General features: G+C 72.3%; 17 protein-coding genes. 9 read left to right on the top strand and 8 right to left on the bottom strand.

Annotated features, from left to right (window positions below; genetic code table 11):
* Positions 1-11: 11 nt before the first annotated feature.
* Positions 12-1,469 carry an HAD-IB family hydrolase gene (locus AB4Y78_RS03265; RefSeq protein ID WP_441714223.1) on the top strand — a complete coding sequence of 486 codons (1,458 nt, stop codon included), beginning with the start codon at positions 12-14 and terminating at the stop codon, positions 1,467-1,469.
* Positions 1,470-1,478: 9 nt separating this feature from the next.
* Here the strand turns inward: AB4Y78_RS03265 and AB4Y78_RS03260 are convergent, their stop codons facing one another.
* Complete coding sequence (locus AB4Y78_RS03260) at positions 1,479-2,189, bottom strand: FadR/GntR family transcriptional regulator (RefSeq protein WP_441714225.1); 711 nt, start codon at positions 2,187-2,189, stop codon at positions 1,479-1,481.
* A 135-nt stretch (positions 2,190-2,324) separates the two neighbouring features.
* Here AB4Y78_RS03260 and AB4Y78_RS03255 point away from each other — a divergent pair, with 135 nt between their 5' ends.
* Both AB4Y78_RS03255 and AB4Y78_RS03250 read left to right on the top strand, forming a co-directional pair.
* Positions 2,325-3,725 (top strand): GntP family permease, encoded by a 1,401-nt coding sequence (locus tag AB4Y78_RS03255; RefSeq protein ID WP_441714226.1) that lies wholly within the window; start codon positions 2,325-2,327, stop codon positions 3,723-3,725.
* Complete coding sequence (locus AB4Y78_RS03250) at positions 3,725-4,249, top strand: gluconokinase (protein ID WP_282070540.1); 525 nt, start codon at positions 3,725-3,727, stop codon at positions 4,247-4,249. Before AB4Y78_RS03255 ends, AB4Y78_RS03250 begins: the two co-directional genes overlap by 1 nt.
* Before the next feature lie 32 nt (positions 4,250-4,281).
* Here the strand turns inward: AB4Y78_RS03250 and AB4Y78_RS03245 are convergent, their stop codons facing one another.
* On the bottom strand, positions 4,282-5,409 hold the full coding sequence (locus AB4Y78_RS03245; protein WP_040881107.1) for a diacylglycerol/lipid kinase family protein: 1,128 nt from the start codon (positions 5,407-5,409) through the stop codon (positions 4,282-4,284).
* Positions 5,410-5,508: 99 nt separating this feature from the next.
* On the opposite strand from AB4Y78_RS03245, the gene serS reads away from it, so the two are divergent.
* Complete coding sequence (gene serS, locus AB4Y78_RS03240; RefSeq protein ID WP_306514031.1) at positions 5,509-6,831, top strand: serine--tRNA ligase; 1,323 nt, start codon at positions 5,509-5,511, stop codon at positions 6,829-6,831.
* Between the two features lie 80 nt (positions 6,832-6,911).
* Positions 6,912-9,647 (top strand): AAA family ATPase, encoded by a 2,736-nt coding sequence (locus tag AB4Y78_RS03235; protein ID WP_441714229.1) that lies wholly within the window; start codon positions 6,912-6,914, stop codon positions 9,645-9,647.
* A 47-nt stretch (positions 9,648-9,694) separates the two neighbouring features.
* Here AB4Y78_RS03235 and AB4Y78_RS03230 read toward each other — a convergent pair whose 3' ends face one another.
* The 3 genes from AB4Y78_RS03230 to AB4Y78_RS03220 form a co-directional block, all read right to left on the bottom strand.
* On the bottom strand, positions 9,695-10,543 hold the full coding sequence (locus AB4Y78_RS03230) for an ABC transporter permease (protein ID WP_441714231.1): 849 nt from the start codon (positions 10,541-10,543) through the stop codon (positions 9,695-9,697).
* On the bottom strand, positions 10,540-11,505 hold the full coding sequence (locus AB4Y78_RS03225) for an ATP-binding cassette domain-containing protein (protein WP_441714233.1): 966 nt from the start codon (positions 11,503-11,505) through the stop codon (positions 10,540-10,542). The genes AB4Y78_RS03230 and AB4Y78_RS03225 overlap by 4 nt, the downstream gene beginning before the upstream one ends.
* 62 nt (positions 11,506-11,567) lie before the next feature.
* Positions 11,568-12,218, bottom strand: coding sequence for a DedA family protein (locus AB4Y78_RS03220; protein WP_441714235.1), 651 nt, complete (start codon positions 12,216-12,218; stop codon positions 11,568-11,570).
* Positions 12,219-12,257: 39 nt separating this feature from the next.
* Here AB4Y78_RS03220 and AB4Y78_RS03215 point away from each other — a divergent pair, with 39 nt between their 5' ends.
* On the top strand, positions 12,258-12,944 hold the full coding sequence (locus AB4Y78_RS03215; protein WP_441714237.1) for a TrmH family RNA methyltransferase: 687 nt from the start codon (positions 12,258-12,260) through the stop codon (positions 12,942-12,944).
* 21 nt (positions 12,945-12,965) lie between these two features.
* On the opposite strand, the gene AB4Y78_RS03210 is transcribed toward AB4Y78_RS03215, so the two are convergent.
* Together AB4Y78_RS03210 and putP are read right to left on the bottom strand one after the other, a co-directional pair.
* Complete coding sequence (locus AB4Y78_RS03210; protein ID WP_441714238.1) at positions 12,966-14,267, bottom strand: acyltransferase family protein; 1,302 nt, start codon at positions 14,265-14,267, stop codon at positions 12,966-12,968.
* Between the two features lie 133 nt (positions 14,268-14,400).
* A complete protein-coding gene (putP, locus tag AB4Y78_RS03205) occupies positions 14,401-15,927 on the bottom strand; it encodes a sodium/proline symporter PutP (protein WP_441714239.1) in 1,527 nt (508 codons plus the stop codon).
* A 155-nt stretch (positions 15,928-16,082) separates the two neighbouring features.
* Between putP and AB4Y78_RS03200 the strand changes: the two genes are divergently transcribed.
* On the top strand, positions 16,083-17,300 hold the full coding sequence (locus AB4Y78_RS03200; RefSeq protein ID WP_441714241.1) for a pyridoxal phosphate-dependent aminotransferase: 1,218 nt from the start codon (positions 16,083-16,085) through the stop codon (positions 17,298-17,300).
* A 31-nt stretch (positions 17,301-17,331) separates the two neighbouring features.
* Here the strand turns inward: AB4Y78_RS03200 and AB4Y78_RS03195 are convergent, their stop codons facing one another.
* Positions 17,332-17,931: a hypothetical protein gene (locus AB4Y78_RS03195; RefSeq protein WP_265230486.1), complete on the bottom strand. Its 600-nt coding sequence runs from the start codon at positions 17,929-17,931 to the stop codon at positions 17,332-17,334.
* Positions 17,932-18,078: 147 nt separating this feature from the next.
* Here AB4Y78_RS03195 and fbaA point away from each other — a divergent pair, with 147 nt between their 5' ends.
* Both fbaA and AB4Y78_RS03185 read left to right on the top strand, forming a co-directional pair.
* Positions 18,079-19,113 carry a class II fructose-bisphosphate aldolase gene (gene fbaA / locus AB4Y78_RS03190; protein WP_441714243.1) on the top strand — a complete coding sequence of 345 codons (1,035 nt, stop codon included), beginning with the start codon at positions 18,079-18,081 and terminating at the stop codon, positions 19,111-19,113.
* Complete coding sequence (locus tag AB4Y78_RS03185; protein WP_441714244.1) at positions 19,113-19,517, top strand: DUF3151 domain-containing protein; 405 nt, start codon at positions 19,113-19,115, stop codon at positions 19,515-19,517. Before fbaA ends, AB4Y78_RS03185 begins: the two co-directional genes overlap by 1 nt.
* Positions 19,518-19,548 lie beyond the last annotated feature (31 nt).

The raw sequence follows: 19,548 nt of genomic DNA, 5'->3' as shown, positions 1-19,548 counted from the left end.
AGCCTCGCGACATGACCGGTGCTGCCTTCTTCGACCTCGACCGCACCCTGCTGCCCAAGGCCTCCGGTCCGGCGCTGTCCGCAGCCATGCGGCTGACCGGGGTCGTCTCGGCCCGGATGCCCGGCGAGGCGCTCCTCTTCGGCTACTTCAACCTCCTCGGCGAGTCCCTCGGGTCGATCGCGCTCGCCCGCCAGGCGGTCCTCGTGGCCAAGGGCAAGCCGGCCGACGCCTTCGACGACGCCGCGCAGCTCGCGGCCGACGTCCTCGAGCCGATGGTCGGGCCCTTCGCCCGGATGCTCATCGACGAGCACCACGAGGCCGGGCGCCCGGTCGTCCTCGCGACGACGACGCCGGAGCACCTCGTCCTGCCGCTCGCTGAGCGGCTCGGCATCGACTACGTCATCGCCACCCGCTACGAGGTCGGTGACGACGGGCGCTTCACGGGGCGCAACGACGGGCACTTCGTGTGGTCGATGGGCAAGATCGCCGCCGTCCGCGACTTCGCGGAGGAGGAGGGCATCGACCTGGACGCCTCCTTCGCCTACTCCGACTCGATCTACGACGCGCCCCTGCTGCGGGCCGTCGGCAACCCCGGCGCGGTCAACCCCGACCCGCGCCTGCAGGCCCTCGCCATCGCCGCGCGCTGGCCGGTCCTGCACTTCGACACCTCGCCCGGCGTGATGAAGCTGCCGGTCATCGGCGTGGAGCTGCAGCGTGCCATCGCCCTGCTCTCGCGACCCGAGGTCTTCCCGTACGCGAAGTTCACCGTCCGCGGGACCGAGCACATCCCGGACGCCGGGCCGGCGATCCTCGTCGGCAACCATCGCTCCTACTTCGACCTCGTCGCGATGGCCGTCGCCTTCCGCCGCACACCCCGCTCGGCGCGCTTCCTCGGCAAGAAGGAGCTCTTCGACGTGCCCGGCCTGGGCACGGTCTTCCGGGCCGGCGGCGGCATCAGCGTCGACCGGCACCAGGACGACCCCGACAGCCCCGACGCCTTCGCCTCGGCGGTGCGGGCCATCCGCGGCGGCGAGCTCGTCGCGATGATGCCCGAGGGGACGATCCCGCGCGGCATCCCCTTCTTCGAGCCCGGCATGACCGGCTTCCCCGGGGCGGCCCGCCTGGCCCACCTCACCCAGGCGCCGGTCATCCCCTTCGCCATCACGGGGACCGAAAAGGTCTGGCCGCGCAGCGCCAAGCTGCCGCGGATGCTCACCAACCCGCTGACCCGGCCGGAGGTGACGGTGACCTTCGGCGAGCCGGTCGAGCTGAAGTACCGGTCGGTGCCGCGCGACATGGAGCGGGTCTTCGACGCCATCACCGACCTGCTGCCCGACGAGGTCCGCACGCCCCCGCGGCCGACCCTGGCCGAGCTGGCCCTGACCTATCCCGACGGGCGGGTGCCGGTCGAGGACCGCTGGTACGCGGCGGACGTCGACGACGACGAGGTCGTCGAGTACGGCGAGTGACCACCGAGGTCAGCCGGCGGCGTCGATCTCGTCCATCGCGTCCTGCGCCTCGGTGACGATCCGCCGGGTCGTCTCCTCCGCCAGGTCAGGGTGGCCGCCGGCGATCGCGCGGGCGACCTCCGCGTGCCAGTCGATCGCGCCCTGCTCGGGGATCTCGGGCATGAGGTCGTGCTCCGTCCGCCCGGTGAGCGCCTCGGCGACGAAGGGGGCGAAGCCCGACAGCAGTGCATTGCCCGACGCCTCGAGCAGGGTCTGGTGGAAGACGATGTCGTGGGCGAGGTAGGCCTGCAGGTCGCCCTCCGGTCCGGTGGCGGCCATCCCCTCGGCGGCCTCGCGCAGACGGGTGGCCTGCTCGGGGGTCGCCCGCTGGGCGGCCAGCCTGGCGGCCTGCGGCTCGACACCGCGGCGCAGCTCGCTCACCTCGCGCAGCTGGGCGAGGCGCTGCGGGCCCTCGAGGCGCCAGCGGATGATGACCGGGCTCAGCGCCTCCCAGGCGCTCTCGGGCTGGATCGTCACCCCGACGCGGCGACGTGAGGTGACGACGCCGAGCGACTCGAGCACCTTGACGACCTCGCGCACGACGGTGCGGGAGACGCCGTAGCGACCCTCGAGCTGCTCCATCGAGCAGACGTCCCCGGCGGCGAGCGTGCCCGAGGTGAGGTCGGCGCCGATCTGCGTCAGCACGCTGTGGTGCAGGCCCCCGCCCTGCGTCCTCGTCATGCGCCGGATTGTCCCATGCGTGATGGCGCTCCTCCAAGGAATGAGATGACGATTGCTTGCACAATAAGCATACGTTTGCCACAGTGAGTCCGCTGGGCGCCCGCCCGACTCCCTTGTTCACCCGGAGGACCGAAGATGTTTCTCGTCGAGGATGCCGTGCCCGAGCCCGCCTACGGGTCCGGCCCGCTGCTCGCGATCGCCGCGGCAGCCGTGGCGCTGCTGCTCCTGCTCATCATCCGCTTCAAGGTGCACGCCTTCGTCGCGCTGGTGCTCGTCAGCTTCCTCACCGCCCTCGCGACGAAGATCGCTCCCGCCGACGTCGTGACCACCCTGACCGACGGCTTCGGGACGACCCTGGCCTCGGTCGCGCTGCTCGTCGGGCTCGGCGCGATGATCGGTCGCCTGCTCGAGGTGACCGGCGGCGCCCAGGTGCTCGCCGACACCCTCATCACCCGCTTCGGCGAGGACCGGGCTCCCTTCGCGCTGGGTGTGGCCTCGCTGCTCTTCGGCTTCCCGATCTTCTTCGACGCCGGCCTCGTCGTCATGCTGCCGATCATCTTCAGCGTCGCGCGACGCTTCGGCGGGTCGGTCCTGCGCTATGCCCTCCCCGCCGCCGGTGCCTTCGCCGTCATGCACGCCTTCGTCCCGCCGCACCCCGGCCCGGTCGCCGCGGCCGACCTCGTCGGCGCCGACATCGGCCTGCTCCTCGTCTTCGGCCTCCTCGTCGGCCTGCCGACGTGGTTCCTCGCGTCCTACCTCTACGGCGTGTGGGCCGGCAGCCGCTACATGGTCGACGTGCCGGACCTGCTCTCCGGTGGCCCCGTCCCCGAGACGAAGGGGGAGACCCGCCTGCCCTCCTTCGGCCTGGTCCTCGCCGTGCTGCTGCTGCCGATGGTGCTGATCTTCGTCGACACCGGCCTCAACACCCTCGCGACGCAGGGCGTCGTCGACGGTGACGCGACGTGGGTGGCCGCGCTGCGGATCATCGGCAAGACGCCGATCGCCCTGCTCATCACGACGCTCTTCGCGATGGTCGTCCTCGGCTGGCGGCGCCGCTCGATGGCCGACGTCGAGACGATCATGAACGACGCCCTCGCCCCCGTCTGCGCCATCATCCTCATCACCGGTGCCGGTGGGATGTTCGGTGGTGTGCTGCGCGCGAGCGGCATCGGCCGGGCGCTCGCCGAGACCCTCGAGTCCACCGGGCTGCCGGTCATCGTCGCCGCCTTCGTCGCCTCCGCGGCGCTGCGCGTCGCCCAGGGCAGCGCCACGGTCGCGCTGACGACCGCCGCGGGTCTCATGGCCCCGACGATCGAGGCCTCGTCGGGCCTGACCTCGATCGATCTCGTGCTCGTCGTCATCGCCATCGCCGGTGGCGCCACCGTGCTCTCGCACGTCAACGACTCGGGCTTCTGGCTCGTCGGCCGCTTCCTCGGCATGGACGAAAAGACGACGCTCAAGACGTGGACCGTCATGGAGACCCTCATCGGTGGCATCGGCTTCGTGCTCGCCTTCGCGCTGAGCCTGGTGCTGTGATGAGCGTCCACGTCGTCGCGATGGGCGTCTCCGGCAGCGGCAAGAGCACCGTGGCCGAGGGCGTCGTCGAGCGGACCGGCTGGGTCTTCGCGGAGGCCGATGCCTTCCACCCGCAGGCCAACATCGACAAGATGTCGCACGGGATCCCGCTCACCGACGAGGACCGGTGGCCGTGGCTGCGCGACCTCGCGGCCTGGATGGCCGAGCACGCGGCGCGGGGTGAGGACACCGTCATCACCTGCTCGGCGCTCAAGCGGGTCTACCGCGACGTGCTCCGCGCCGACGTCGCCGCCCTCGGGGCCGGTCACCGGGTCGTCTTCGCGCACCTCGACGGCTCGGCGGAGGTCATCGCCGAGCGGCTCTCGGGGCGCAAGGGGCACTTCATGCCCGCCTCGCTGCTCCAGTCGCAGATCGACACCCTGGAGGACCTCGAGCCCGACGAGGACGGCCTCGAGCTCGACCTCACCGCCGCGCCCGACGACCTCGTCGACCAGGTCATGGCGCAGGTCGTCCCCGCGCGCTGACCCCCTTCGCCAGAGGCCTGCCCGCCCGGGGCTCAGACCCCCGAGACCCGCACGACGAGCGCCTGCCGGTCGACCGTCACCCGCAGCCGCGATGCCTCGCCGATGACATCGCCGTCGACCTGCACCGGGTGCGGCTCGTCGACGACCGCGGTGTACTCGGCACCGCTCGTGCGGATGAGCTCCTGACCCGCCTTGTCGGAGCGGCCGAGGACCCGCACCGCGATCGAGCCCCACCCGACGAGGGTCTTGGGCGCGACGACGATCCCGTCGACGAGGCCGTCGTCGAGACGGGCCGAGGGGATGAGCTGGATGCCGCCCGTGAGGGTGCCGCAGTTGCCGAAGAGGATCGTGCGGGCGAGCACCGGCCGCTGCTCCCGGCCGTCGATGCTCCACCGGACGCGAAATCGCTGGATGAAGATGCTCTTGATGCCCGTGACGAAGTAGGCCGACCAGCCGACCCGCGCCTTGAGCTGCTCGCTCGTGTTGCCCATGATCGCCGCGTCGAAGCCCATGCCGGCCATGACGAGGAAGGGGTGCCGGTCCACGGGTGGGCCCTCGACCGGCTCCTCGGCCTGGCCGGAGTCGTCGGTGGCCGCCTCCTCCGCGGGGTCCAGCTCGAGCCACGCGACGTCGATCGCCTTGTTGCGCCCGCTGCAGGCGACGCGCAGGGCCTCGGTGAGGTCGCCGGCGACGGGGATGTCGAGGTTGCGGGCGAGCAGGTTGCCGGTGCCGCGGGGCAGCAGCCCCATCGGGGTCCGGGTCCCGGCGAGGGCGACCGCCACGGCGCGGATCGTGCCGTCGCCACCGAGCGGGCAGACGACGTCGACGCCGGCCTCGAGGGCCTCGCGGGCCTGCCCCGTCCCGGGGTCCTCGGCGGTCGTCTCGATGTAGAGCGGCTCGGACCAGCCCAGCGCGGCGCTCGCCGCCGTCAGCTCACGGCGGGTCGCCGCGACGTCGTCGAACTTCGTCGGGTTGATGATGATCGCCGCGCGGCGAGGGCGCTCCGGCGCGCCGTCGCGGCGGAAGCTGCCGCGGGTCGGGCGTGGCCGCGCGTGACGGGCGCGAGCCGCGCCGGGGCCGGCGAGGACGAGGGCGATGATGACGCCGACAAGGGCCAGCGAGAGGGCGAGCGCGAGCGCCAAGAGGGTCCAGTCCGACACGGCGGTGACGCTACCCGACCCACGCCGTCGCGGTGGCGTCGCGTTCGCGCCCGACGAGGGCGGGAGGGCCCGCGGCCCATCGCGGATATCCTGCGTCACGTGATCGACCTCAAGTTCCTGCGTGACCAGCCCGATGCCGTCCGCGCGAGCCAGCGCGCCCGTGGCGAGGACGAGTCCCTCGTCGACGCCGTCCTCGCGGCCGACGAGCGCCGCCGCGAGGCCATCGGTGCCTTCGAGTCAGCGCGCGCGGAGCAGAAGGCGGCGAGCAAGGAGCTCGGCCCGCTCATGGGCCGGCTCAAGAAGGCCGAGAAGGCCGGCGAGGACGTCACGGAGCTCGAGGCCGAGGCTGCCGCGCTGCGGGACAAGGGCGCGGCGCTGTCGGCCCGGGTCAAGGAGCTCGAGGCCGCGGCGGAGGCGGCGAAGGGGGAGCTGGACACCTCCCTTCGTCAGATCGGCAACGTCATCCAGGAGGGAGTCCCCGCCGGCGGCGAGGAGGACTTCGACCTGCTCGAGGAGGTCGGGACCCCGCGCGACTTTGCCGCGGAGGGCTTCGAACCCAAGGACCACCTCGAGCTCGGTGAGCTGCTCGGCGCCATCGACATGGAGCGTGGGGCCAAGGTGAGCGGCAGCCGCTTCTACTACCTCACCGGCATCGGCGCCCGGCTCGAGACCGCTCTCATGAGCCTGGCCCAGCAGATCGCCGCGGAGGAGGGCTTCACCCAGCTCGTCGTCCCCAACCTCGTGCGCGCCGAGACGATGGCCGGCGCCGGTTTCCTCGACGCGCACGGCGACGAGGTCTACCACCTGCCCGCCGACGACCTCTACCTCACCGGCACCTCCGAGGTCGCGCTCGCCGGCTACCACGCCGACGAGATCCTCGACCTGCGCGCCGGCCCGCTGCGCTATGCCGCAACCTCGACCTGCTACCGCCGCGAGGCGGGCAGCTACGGCAAGGACACCCGTGGCATCTTCCGGGTCCACCAGTTCCAGAAGACCGAGATGTTCGTCTTCTGCCGGCCCGAGGACGCCCAGGCCGAGCACGACAACCTGCTGCGCATCGAGCGGCGGGTGCTCGAGGCCCTCGAGCTGCCCTACCGCGTCATCGACGTCGCCGCCGGCGACCTCGGCGGTCCCGCCTCGCGCAAGTACGACTGCGAGGCGTGGGTCCCCACCCAGGGCAGCTACCGCGAACTGACGTCGACGAGCAACTGCACGACCTTCCAGGCGCGCAGGCTGCGCATCCGCGAGCGTCAGGCCGACGGAGGTGGCACCCGGACGGTCGCCACCCTCAACGGCACCGCCATCACGAGCACTCGCCCGATCGTCGCGATCCTGGAAAACCACCAGCAGGCCGACGGGTCGGTCCGGGTGCCGAGCGCGCTGCAACCCTTCCTCGGCACCGAGGTCATCTCCCCCCGGTGACATCCGCTCGACCGACCCGCGGTGTAGCCCGCGCAGGCCTGCGGGCTACGTTGGAGGGGTCCGACGACGGAGGAGCTCGCGTGCATCTCGCTGCGCAGCACGACTTGGGCGGAGTCCCCGCCCCGGTCGGGCGTGCCCGCCTGGTCGCCGCCGTCACCGCGCGCGTCCTCGACGGACAGGCGATCGCGGTCCACGGCCCACGGGGCATGGGACGCAGCACCTTCCTCGACCTCGTCGCCGCCGGACTGCCCCAGGTCGTCGCCGTGCGCCTGCAGCGCCCGGGCGTCGCCGGCCACGGCGCGACGCTCATCGCGCAGGCCTTCGAGGACGACGTCCTGGACGAGCTGCCTGCGAGCATGCGGACGGTGCTCCTCGACGCCGAGGCCCGGGCCGACGCCCCCGGCAGCCGGCTGGCCGATGCACTGACCGAGCTGCTCACCGCGCGGGCGTCGCGGGCCCCCTTCGTCCTCGTCGTCGACGACGCCCAGCACCTCGACGAGTCCAGCCTCACCGCCCTGCGGGTGGCCGCGGGGCGCTCACTCGGGCCCGGCGCGGTCGGCATGCTCCTCGGGGTGGGGCCGGGCGAGCCGGCCGGGAGCGCCGGCTTCGTCCCCACCCCCGGCCAGGTGCGCGAGGTGCCGGTGCTGCACATCGACCTCGAGCCGCTCGCCGGGGCCGACACCGTCGAGATGCTCGCCGCCGTCGGCGTGCCGACCGACACCGCCCTGTGGGCGCACCGCGAGTCCGGTGGCAACCCCGGGATCGCGCACGAGATCGCCGCGACCGCCGACGAGCTCTCGCCGTCGACCGTCTCCCGGGCCGAGTACGCGCGGGCTCGTGAGCGGGTGCAGCCGCTGTCCGAGGTGGTGCTCGCCACCCTGCGACGGATCGCGGTCATGCACCAGCCGACCGTCGAGGTGCTCATCCGCCTCGGGGGCCGCGAGGCCGCGCAGAGCATCCGCACGGCCCGCGCCCTGGCCCTCGTCGTCGACGAGGACGACTACCTGCGTCTCACGCCGGGGGCGCTCGCCGACGTCCTGCTCGAGCCGGTCGACAGCGACGAGCTCGTCCGGCTGCACCGCGAGCTGGCCGACCACGCCGGGAGCGAGGCACTGACCCGCTACCACCGCGCCCTGGCGGGCGATCCGTCGACGCGGCCGGCCGACCTGGCCTCCTCCGCCGCGGCTGCCGCAGCGCGGGGCGAGCACGACCTCGCGGCGCACCTCTACCTGCTCGCCGCCGACGCCGGGACCCCGCAGCGGGCCGAGTGGCTCACCTGCTGCCTCGAAAACGCGGTGATCGGCAAGGAGACCCGTGTGCTGCACCGGGCCATCGAGGGCGCTGCCGAACTCACCGAGCCCCACCAGCGCGTGCGGGCCGACCTCGCCCTGCTCGAGCTCGACGACAGCTCGCCCGACGAGGTGCTCATCGCCGCGCTGCACGCCTCCGAGCGCCACCCCGAGCTGCAGGCGCGGGTGCTCCTCCAGCGCGCCCGCATCCTCCTCGGCACGCACGAGCTGCGCACCGCGCTCGACCTGGCGCGGCGATCCGTCGACCTGGCGGGGCGCGCGGGCCGCCCGGACATCGAGGTCGAGGCGCTCACAGTGGCCGCCTCCGTCAGCCGGTCCCTCGGCGAAGGGAGTGCCCGCGAGCTCATCGAGCAGGCGGCCTCGCTCGCCGGACCGCCCCGCCCGGGCCAGGTGCACACCTCTCCGCGCTACATCGCCGCCCGCTTCGCCCTCCACGACGACGACCTGCGCCGCGCCCGGTCCGAGTTCGTCGACCTGCTGGCGGGGGTCGGCCCGGACGCCGGGTACGACACGGTGCACGTGCTGCGCAGCCTCGTCGAGGTCGTCGCCCGCCAGGGTCGGGGCCGGGAGGCACTCGAACTGGCGGCGCGGGCCACCCGTGCGGCCTCACACTTCCACACGCCGGTCGCGACGACCTGGTACATCGAGGCCTTGGCGGAGCTCGTCGGCGGCACCTTCGAGCGGGCGGCCCTCATCAGCTCGCGTGGCGTGGACCTCGCTCGGGAGCAGGGGGACGAGCGCTACCTGCGCCGGCAGCTGGCCCAGCTGGGGCTGGCTCGTCTGCACCTCGACGAGCTCGATGCGGCCGTGGCGGCGTACCGCGAGCTGCGGCGGATCGAAGCGGCGAGCGGCATCCGCGACGTGACCGCCCTGCGCTGGCACACCGATGCGGTGACGGCGCTCGCACTCGTCGGGGAGACCGACGAGGCGGCGGCGCTGCTCGCCGAGGTCCGGTCGGCCGTCGAGGCGGGTCTCGGTGCCCCCGGCACGGGGATCGCCGCGGATCGCGCCGAGGCCGAGATCGCGGCTGCCGAGGGGGACCTCGACGGTGCCCGGCTGCTGGTGACCCGCTCCGCCACGGCGGCGGCGGAGCGTCGCCTGCCGATCGAGCAGGCCCGTTCGCTCGTGGCCCTGGCGCACGTCGAGCGTCGGGCCCGGCGTACGGGCCGCAGTCTCGAGGCGGCGGCCCGCGCCCGCGAGGTGCTGCGGCCACTGCACGCCGACCCGTGGGCCGCCTGGGTGCAGGCCCGGTTCCCGGAGGGCGCGGCCCTGCACTCGCTGGAGCCGGAGGAGCCCGAGGGCGCCGACCCGCTGGCCCAGCTCACCCTCACCGAGCAGCAGGTCGCCGGGCTGGTCGCCGACGGCGCGAGCAACCGGGAGATCGCCCAGCGGTTGCACCTGAGCGTCAAGACCGTCGAGGGCACGCTGACGCGGATCTACCGCAAGAGCGGTGTGCGCTCACGCACGCAGCTGGCGACCCTGGTCCTCGGCCGCCGGTCGCGCTGACCCGGGGCGGGCTGAGCCCTCTACGGCAACCCGGTCGAGCGGCCGGGTCAGTCGGTCGTCCGTGCGTTGAAGGCCCGCAGTGCGAGCGGCGCGATGACCAGGGTGATGCCCACGGACCAGATGATCGTGGCCAGCTCCGGGTGGTGCAGCGGCCACGGGGCGTCGGCGCGCAGCGGCTGACCCGCGACGCCCCAGTTGTCACGCATCGCCTGACTGAGGGCTGAGATCGGGTTCCACTCGGCGACGGTGCGCAGCCAGCTCGGCATGACGTCGGTCCGCGCGAAGGCATTGGACAGGAAGGTGATCGGGAAGATCGTCGTGAACATCAGACCGTTGACCGCTTCGACCGATCGCATGGCCGACCCGACGAGGATCCCGATCCAGATCATCGCGAAGCCGAAGAGCAGGAGCAGCCCGTAGCCGATGAGCGCGTTGACCACGCCGTCGTGCAGCCGCCACCCGATGAAGAGCCCGGTGACCGACATGACCGCGACGCCGATGCTCGAGTGGATGAGCGCGGCGATGCTGCGCGAGATGAGGATCGACGAGCGACGGATCGGCAGCGACCGCAGCCGGTCGACCATGCCCTTGCCGATGTCGGTGTTGAGCCCGATGGCGACGATGAAGGCGCTGAAGGCGATCGTCTGGGCCATGATCCCGGGCAGCAGCCAGGGCTTGTAGTCGACGCCGGGGATCTGGATCGAGCCACCGAAGACGTAGGCGAAGAGCAGCACGAACATCACCGGCTGGATCGTCACGTCGGTGAGCATCTCGGGCTGCCGCTTGATGTGGGTCAGGTTGCGGCGGACCAGGGTGGTGATCTGCCGGACCCGACCGGCGCCGGTCGGTCGCGGGGCGACGGCCTCCGCGGGTGCTGCCTCTGCGTGGGTGGTCATGCCGGTGCCTCCTGGTTGGTGGCCTCCTCGGCCGCGTGACCGGTGAGGGAGAGGAAGACGTCGTCAAGGCTCGGCCGCTGCATGCCGAGGTCGTCGACCTCGATGCCCGCGCCGTCGAGGGCGCCGGCGATGCGGGTCAGGTCGGCGACACCCGCACCGGGCGCCGTGAGCCGCCGCGCGTCCGCGTCGACGTGGACCTCGCCGACGGCGCCGCGGACGAGCTCCGCGGCCCGGGAGACCTCGTCGTGGCGGGAGACGGTGACGACGAGGCTCGTCGCCCCAGACTGGTTCTTCAGCTCGAGCGGGGTTCCCTGGGCGATGATCCTCCCGTGGTCGATGACGCAGATCTGGTCCGCCAGCTGGTCGGCCTCGTCGAGGTACTGGGTCGTGAGCAGCAGGGTCGTGCCCTCACGGACGAGGTCACGCAGGACCTCCCACAGCTCCACCCGGCTGCGCGGGTCCAGACCCGTCGTCGGCTCGTCGAGGAAGAGCACCGACGGGTGCGCGATGAGGCTGACCGCGAGGTCGATGCGCCGGCGCATGCCGCCGGAGTAGTCCTTGACGACCTTGTCGCCCGCCTCGGTGAGCGAGAAGCGCTCGAGGAGGTCCTCGGCCCGGCGTCGCACCTCGCGCCCGGGCAGGCCGTAGAGGTCGCCGATGAGCCGGAGGTTTTCGCGCCCCGTCAGCAGGTCGTCGACGGTCGCCCCCTGGGCGGTCAGGCCCATGCTCGCCCGCACCGCGTCGGGCTCGCGCACGACGTCGTGGCCGGCGACGGTCGCCGTCCCCCGCGTCGGGGTGGCCAGCGTCGTCATCATGCGCACCGTCGTCGTCTTGCCGGCGCCGTTGGGCCCCAGGAGGCCGAAGACGGTGCCGCGAGGCACCTCGAAGCTCACGTCGTCGACGGCGACGAAGTCGCCGAAGGTCTTGACGAGGCCGCGAGCCTCGATCACGGGGGAGGTCATGCTGGCAACGCTACGGGGCGGCACCGACAGCGCCCAGCGGATTTCCCTCCGAGGCTCGGGGGCTACTGCAGGGTCTCGACGTCGATGTGGTCGTCCGGGTCGTGGCGCCGGCGCACCGAGCGCCGCCACATCCACACGACGACCCCGAGGGCGGCGAGGATGATGAGGACGTAGACGACCTTGCTGATCGGGTCCATGTACTGCTCGACGAGGTGGTAGCGGTCGCCGAGCTGGTAGCCGAGCCAGACGAAGAGGGTGTTCCAGATGAGCGAGCCGGCGGTCGTGTAGCCGAGGAACTTCGTCACGGGCATGCGGTCGATGCCGGCCGGGATCGAGATGAGGCTGCGGATGCCGGGGACGAAGCGGCCGAAGAAGACCGCCTTGGGCCCGTGCTCGCTGAACCAGGCGTCGGTCTTGTCGATGTCGGCGACGTCGACGAGCGGCATCCTGTGCGCGATGACCTTGAGCCGATCCAGGCCGAGGGCCGCGCCGATGCCGTAGAGCAGGAGCGCCCCGGCCACGGAGCCGAAGGTCGCCCACAGCACCGCCTCGACGAGCGAGTAGCGCCCCTGGGCGGCCGTGAAGCCCGCGAGCGGCAGGATCACCTCGCTGGGAATGGGTGGGAAGACGTTTTCGAGGAAGATGCCGAGCGCGATGCCGGGCCCCCCGATCCGGTCCATGAGGTCGAGGACCCACTCGACGATGGTGTTCATGCGGCCCTTCCGAGGCGGTGACGTCTACGGTGGGGGCCCGTGAGCACCCCGGATGATCGACACAAGGCTACGGGCGCTCCCTTCGCGCCGGCTGTGAGCCACGGCGTGGGGCCGTGGGAGGGCGCGTGGCCGCAGGACCCGCGGCTCGACCCCGAGCTGCTGCGTGAGGGCGACCGGCGCAATGTCGAGGACCGCTACCGGTACTGGTCGCACGAGGCGATCACCGCCGACCTGGCGACGCGGCGGCACGCCTTCCACGTCGCGATCGAGAACTGGGAGCACGACTTCAACATCGGCTCCGTCGTGCGCACGGCCAATGCCCTGGGCGCCGCGGCCTTCCACATCGTCGGCAGGCGGCGGTGGAACAGGCGAGGGGCGATGGTGACCGACCGCTACCAGGTGGAGCACCACCACCCCGACGTCACGGCCTTCGCGCAGTGGGCGGCGACGGCGGGCGAAGGGGGGACCCCCCTTCGCGTCGTCGGCATCGACAACGTGCCGGGCTCGGTCCCGATCGAGACCCACGACCTGCCCCGCGACTGCGTCCTCGTCCTCGGGCAGGAGGGCCCCGGCATCTCCCCGGAGATGCTCGCCGCCTGCGACGTCGTGCTCGAGATCAGCCAGTTCGGCTCGACCCGATCGATGAACGCCGGCGCCGCCGCAGCCATCGCCATGCATGCCTGGGTGCGGCGGCACACCTTCGGCCAGCGCCCCACGACTCCCTGAGGTCGCCGCGGGGCACCGGGGTCAGGCCCGCGGCGCGAGCGAGCGCAGCGGCACCATCCGCAGCAGGAGCAGGGCCGCGACCGGCAGCACCGGCCAGACCCAGTGCACGCCGTCGGCGGAGACGATGCCCGACTTCGCCATGACGGCCAGGCCGCCGCAGACCGCGACCGTCGCGACGACGGGGCGCCACACGCGGGGGGCGGGCCGCAGGTCGACGCTCGGGTCCTCGAGCCGGCCGAAGACCGCGATGAGGGCGACGGTGACGACGCCGCAGACCGCGAACCACACCGGTCGGGTGGCCCACCAGGCGCCGGTGGCCGGCTCGAGGTGCAGGCCGCGCCCGCCGAGGGCGAGCGACAGGCCGACGAGGCCGAGCATCGCCGTCATGTGCCAGAGGTAGAGCGTCATGATCCGGGCGTTGACGGCGATCGTCGCCCGCCACGCGGCCGGTCGCTGCAGCCAGGCCTGGAGTCGGCGCTCGGCGAGCAGTGCCAGCCCGATCTGGAACATCCCGAGGAAGAGGAGCGTCACGCGGGCCGGGTAGGAGTTTTCCACCGGCTGCCCGGTGCCGACCATGCCGACCGGGTAGGGGCCGACCCACACGAGCGCTGAGACGGCGGCCAGGCCGAGGGCCGACAGGGCGAGCCGGCGGCGGGCGCCGTCGAGGGCGCCGTCACGCCAGGCGTAGCCGAGCTGGTGGACGCTCGCCCACACGAAGAGGTAGTTGAGGAAGCCGACGAGGATCGAGCCGGTCGAGATCGAGACGAGGTCGACGACCGCGGCCACCGCCATGCCGCCGACGAAGCTCCACCAGCCGTACCGCTCCCAGAGCGCCAACGTCACCGGGGCCACGGCGACGACGAGGACGTAGGCGGCGAGGAACCACGTCGGCACGAGCGCCGACTGGCTCGCTGTGCGCAGCAGGTCGGGGGAGACGCCGGCGGCGACCCCGACCGAGCAGATGGCCAGCCAGGCGATGAGCAGCGGTAGCACCGGCGTCATCAGCCGGCGCAGTCGGGCGCGCTGCCACGTCGCCCAGGTGTCCCCCTTCGCCCGCGCGGAGCGCCACGACGTCGCATTGGCGTACCCGCCGACGAGGAAGAAGAGCGGCATGACCTGTAGCACCCAGGTGAGGCCCTGGAGGGGCGGTACGAGGTCGAGCGTGTTGGCCATCGCCAGCTCGCCGTCGCGCACGACCACGGCCGCCATGAGCCAGTGACCGAGCACGACGACGCCGATGGCGACGGCACGGTAGAGGTCGACCACCCGGTTGCGGGTGTCGGGCGTGGCCGCCGCGAGGCGGGAGATCGTCGTCGTGTCCATGCCGACCAGACTCCCGACCCGCGACGAAGGGGGGATCCGCCGGAGTACTCAGGTCCCCGGGACCCGATACTCACCCCGGGCCCACGCTCCCCGAGGAGGTCGCGCAGCGACCGTCTCGAGGGGCCGGGCCCGGCTACGGGGCGGCCGTCAGGTCGATGTCGCCCCGATCGCGCGCGAGGTCGCGCTCCATCCGGTCGAACTCCTCGCCGATGCCCGGCTCGTCGGTCCGCTGGGCCAGCGAGACGACGACGGCGACGAGCAGGTTGAGCAGGAAGCCCGGGAGGATCTCGTACATCCGGTCGCTCAGGCTGTCGATGTTGCCCCAGACGAAGACCGTGACGGCACCGACGATCATGCCGGCGAGCGCGCCGTGGGCGGTCAGGCGGCGCCAGTAGAGCGAGAGCAGGATGATCGGGCCGAAGGCGGCACCGAAGCCGGCCCACGCGAAGGCGACGAGCTCGAGGATCGCCGAGTCGGGGTCGAACGCGAGGACGAGCCCGACGAGGGCGACGACGAGCACGCCGATGCGGCCGTACATGAGCAGGGCCGTGTCGGAGGCCTTGCGACCGGTGAGGTTGACGAGGTCCTCGACGAGCGCGGAGGAGCAGACGACGAGCTGGCTCGACATCGTCGACATGATCGCCGCGAGCACGGCGGCCAGGACGAATCCGGCGACGAGCGGGTGGAAGAAGATCTGGCTCAGCAGCAGGAAGACGGTCTCCGGGTCCTCGATCGCCTTGGCCGGGTCGGGCCCGTTGAAGTACGCGACACCGATGAGGGCCGTGGTGATGGCACCGAGGGCGGTGATGATCATCCAGGTCGTGCTGACGATCCGGCCGTAGTGGGCGTCGGCGGAGGAGCGCAGCGCCATGAAGCGCACGATGATGTGCGGCTGACCGAAGTAGCCCAGGCCCCACGCGGCCGTCGAGATGATCGACAGCACGAGCAGCGCGGTGCCGTCGTCCCCGGCGAAGAGGTTGAAGGCGTCGGGGTTGGCGGCCGTGGCGCCGTCGACGATCTCGCCCGGCGAGCCGACCTTGAAGACGGCGACGATCGGCACGGCGACGAGGGCAGCAAACATCAGCAGGCCCTGCGCGACATCGGTGAGCGTCGCCCCGAGGAAGCCGCCGAAGAGCGTGTAGACGAGGGTGATCGCCGCGACGAGCAGCACGCCGTGCAGGTAGGTCCAGCCGAAGGAGCTCTCGAAGAACTTGCCGGCGGCGACCATGCCGGAGGAGACGTAGAAGGTGAAGAAGGCGAGGATGATGAGCGCCGCGGTGATGCGCAGCAGGTTGGTGCGGTCGCGCAGGCGCCGGCCGAAGTAGCTCGGGATGGTGATCGAGTCGCCGGCGATCTCGGTGTAGGCGCGCAGGCGCGGGGCGACGAACTTCCAGTTGAGCCAGGCGCCGATCGTCAGCCCGATGGCGATCCAGCTCTCGATGAGGCCGGAGGCGTAGATCGCTCCGGGTAGGCCCATGAGCAGCCAGCCGGACATGTCGGCGGCGTTGGCGGACAGGGCCGCGACGGCCGGGTGCAGCCCTCGCTCGGCGAGCATGTACCCGTCGATGTTGCGGGTGCGGGTGTACGCGTAGTAGCCGATCGCGAGCATCGCGGCGAAGTACACGCCGATGGCGATGAGCTGGTAGGTCGTCTCCGACACGACGGGGTCCTCTCGAGATGGTGTGGCCGGGCGACCGTACACCCGGGAGTGGCCCCCGTCACGGTCCCGCGACCGCCCCCCGGTCCCCTGGGTCCCACGTTCCGCGTGGGCGGAGGTCGCGAAGCGACCGTCTCGAGGGGTGCGACCATGACCGCATGGCTCCTCCCTTCACCCCCTCCCGCCGGTCCGCGGTCGCTCCCTTCGAGGTCATGGACGTCCTCGCCACGGTCGCCCGCATGCGCGCCGAGGGTCGCGAGGTCATCTCGCTCTGTGCCGGCGAGCCCAGCCAGGGCGCGCCCGGTCCGGTCCAGGCGGCCGCGGCGGCGATCCATGCCGAAGGGAGGGCCCTGGGGTACACGCCCGCGCTCGGCACTGCGGCACTACGCGCGGCCATCGCCGGCCACTACCGGCGGTGGTACGGCCTCGACGTCGACCCGACCGAGGTGGCGGTGACGACGGGCAGCTCCGGCGGCTTCGTCCTGGCCTTCCTCGCGGCCTTCGACCACGGCGACCGGGTCGCGCTGGCGCGGCCCGGCTACCCGGCCTACCGCAACATCCTCGCCGGGCTGGGCTGCGAGGTCGTCGACATCGAGACCGGTCCGGCGGAGCGCTACCAGCCGACCGTCGCCCAGCTCGAGGCGGCGCACGCGCAGGCCCCGCTGGCCGGGCTCGTCCTCGCCTCGCCGGCCAACCCCACGGGCACGATGGTCGACCGTGGTGAGCTCACCGCGATCGCCGCCTGGTGCAGCGCGCACGGCGTGCGGCTCGTGAGCGACGAGATCTACCACGGCGTCACCTACGGCACCGGCCCCGATGCGAAGGGGGTCTGCGCCCGGGAGGTCGACGAGCACGCGATCGTCGTCTCCTCCTTCAGCAAATACTGGGGCATGACCGGGTGGCGTCTTGGCTGGCTCCTCGTGCCGCAGGACCTGCGGGCCGCGGTCGACGCGCTCGCGGGCAACATCGCGCTCTGCCCTCCGGCGGCGGCGCAGGAGGCGGCGGTCGCGGCCTTCTCGCAGGAGTCCTACCGGCAGTGCGAGGCGGCCCTCGTCGACTTCGGCCGGGCACGCGAGGTGCTGCTCGAGCGGGTGCCCGAGCTTGGTTGGGGCGCGGCGGCGCCGGCCGATGGTGCCTTCTACTACTGGGCCGACCTGGGTGACCAGCTCGCGGGCTTCGCGGACGCCCGGGAGTACGCGGCGGCGCTGCTCGAGGCGACCGGGGTCGCGGTGACGCCCGGCGGCGATTTCGACCCGGTCGAGGGATCGCACTGCGTGCGCCTGTCGCTCGCGGCCGGTCCCGAGGCCATCGCCGAGGCGCTCGAGCGGATCATCGCCTGGCAGGACTCCCGAGGCTCCACGGGCGCCCGCCGATGAGCCTGCTCGCGCCCTGAGGACCCGTCCGCGATCAGCTCGGCGGGGCGACGTCGCCCTCATTGGTCAGCCCCATCCAGGTGGTGCACCCGACATCCATGACGAAGGGGATGTCCTTGCGCTCCGTGCCGTCGACCTCGCCCTGGGCGGTGCCCTCGACGCGGACGGCCTCCTGCGAGTAGGTGATCGTCATGTCGTCCTCGTTGCCGACGAGGTCCCCGAAGCGGTCGGCGATGAGGTCCTCCTGGGAGCCGTTGGTCACCCGGAAGCCGGTGAGGGTCGCCTCGTCGCCGTCGAGGTCGAAGTCGGCGCCGACGATGGTGCTGTCGATCTCGCCCGACTCCTCGATCTCCTCCAGGCTCGGCAGGTCGAGCAGGTCGATCGCGCCCTTGGTGCCGTCCTCGCTGCGCTGGCAGGCGGGCTTCCAGGGGGCCTCGATCGTCGTGCCGTCCACGACGATCGTGTTGGATCCGGTGGCCTCGCCGCCGTCCGCGGAGGAGGTGGCCGCGCCCGACGACGACGAAGGGGAGGTCGAGGACTCCTCCCCGGAGGGGTCGGAACCGCAGGCGGCGGTCAGGAGGACGGCGGCGGTGGCGGCAGCGGCCCCGAGGCGGCGTCGGGTACGGAAGTGCACGTGGTTCCCCTTCGTCGTGACGTGGCGAGGGGCGCGTCCCCCCCGGTCGCGCGACCGAACCTAGCAAAGGGTGCGTGGTCGGGCGCGGGGTGATCTGCGAGGATCGGCGCCAAGACCACCGATCACCGCGCCAGGAGGCTCCACGCCATGCCCATCGCCACTCCCGACGTCTATCGCGACATGCTCGACCGCGCGAAGGCCGGGTCCTTCGCCTACCCGGCGATCAACGTCACCTCCAGCCAGACGCTCAACGCTGCGATCCGCGGGTTCGCCGAGGCCGGCAGCGACGGCATCGTCCAGGTCTCCACCGGCGGCGCCGAGTACCTCTCCGGCCCGACGATCAAGGACATGGTGACCGGCTCGCTCGCGCTCGCCGCCTACGCGCAGGAGGTGGCGAAGAACTACGACGTCAACATCGCCCTGCACACCGACCACTGCCCCAAGGACAAGCTCGACGGCTTCGTCCGGCCGCTGCTCGCCGCGAGCAAGGAGCGCCGAAACGCCACCGGCCTGCCGATCTTCCAGTCGCACATGTGGGACGGCTCGGCCGTCCCGCTCGACGAGAACCTCACCATCGCGCAGGAGCTGCTCGAGCTGAGCGCGGCCGCCGACATCATCCTCGAGGTCGAGATCGGCGTCGTCGGTGGCGAGGAGGACGGTGTCGCCAATGAGATCAACGACCAGCTCTACACGACCCCCGAGGACGCGCTCGCGACCGTCGAGGCGCTCGGCCTCGGTGAGAAGGGCCGCTACATGACGGCCCTGACCTTCGGCAACGTCCACGGCGTCTACAAGCCGGGCAACGTCAAGCTGCGCCCCGAGATCCTCAAGCAGTGCCAGGACGCGATCGTCGCGAAGTACGGCACGGACCACGGCGAGCGCCCGCTCGACCTCGTCTTCCACGGTGGCTCGGGCTCGACGGCCCAGGAGATCAGCGACGCCGTCGACTTCGGCGTCGTGAAGATGAACGTCGACACCGACACCCAGTACGCCTTCACCCGCCCGGTCGCCGGCTTCATGTTCGAGAACTACTCGGGCGTGCTGAAGATCGACGGCGAGGTCGGCAACAAGAAGAAGTACGACCCCCGCGCGTGGGGCAAGGAGGCCGAGGCCTCCATGGCCGCCCGCATCGTCGAGGCCTGCGAAAACCTCCGCTCGGCCGGGACGTCGGTGAAGGCCTGATGGTGGACAACCTGCTCGGCATCCCCGAGACGAAGCTGCCCGAGGACCCGGCGACCGCGCGCATCGAGGCCGGTGAGGACGCGGCCGCGGTGGCGGCGGACCTCCCTTCGTCCTCCCTGCCGTGGGCCGTGCTCGCCGAGGCCGCGCTCGACGGCGGTCGCTCCATCGAGGGCTACGCCTACGCCCGCACCGGCTACCACCGTGGTCTGGACGCGCTGCGTCGCTCCGGGTGGAAGGGCCAGGGCCCGGTGCCGTGGGCGCACGTGCCCAACCGCGGCTTCCTGCGGGCGCTCGCGGCCCTGTCGCAGGCGGCCGGCGAGATCGGTGAGACCGAGGAGGAGGCGCGCTGCCGCACCTTCCTCACCGACTCCTCCCTCGAGGCGGCGCGGGCCCTGCTCGGCTGACCCTTACCCCAACACAACGCACGAAGGGCGT

The sequence above is a fragment of the Janibacter sp. RAF52 genome, from assembly GCF_052114035.1.
Taxonomy (GTDB): Bacteria; Actinomycetota; Actinomycetes; order Actinomycetales; family Dermatophilaceae; genus Janibacter; species Janibacter hoylei.
The sequence above is the reverse complement of the archived record's forward strand: the minus strand, read 5'-3'. Positions and strand labels throughout refer to the sequence as shown.